Genomic DNA, 382 nt, shown 5'->3' on the forward strand with positions numbered 1-382 from the left:
CGGCGCACGAGAGCCGGTGGCTCCCACCCCATCGGCCACCGGCTCTCAAAGCCAATAACGGTGGCTCCCAACCTCAATATCCAGTGGCTCCCAAACCCTCAAATACTCACTGACGACCCTGGCCGCTACCGCTCGCCGGGGTGAGGTCCACATCCGATAGGTGCGTGCGGCGATCTGCAGACCCGCCTTGCGCAGACCTCGGCAGATCGACTCGACCGCATGCCCTTCGGACCTCATCTGGTCGACGAATTCGCAGATCACCGGTTGCGGGGGTCGAGCTCCCCCGCGAAGAAAATCGAGGCCCGGCGCATGATCTCCAGGTCTTCGGTGAGCCGCCGGTTCTCGGCCTTGAGGCGCTTGATCTCCGCGCTCTCCTCGGTGC

At 64.7% G+C, this 382-nt stretch carries 1 pseudogene; it reads right to left on the reverse strand.

Annotated features, from left to right (window positions below):
* Positions 1-93 precede the first annotated feature (93 nt).
* Positions 94-382 (reverse strand): annotated as a pseudogene (locus G6027_RS19030) (IS3 family transposase); the annotation flags it as partial.

The sequence above is a fragment of the Dietzia sp. SLG310A2-38A2 genome, from assembly GCF_014145095.1.
In the GTDB taxonomy this organism is placed as follows: domain Bacteria; phylum Actinomycetota; class Actinomycetes; order Mycobacteriales; family Mycobacteriaceae; genus Dietzia.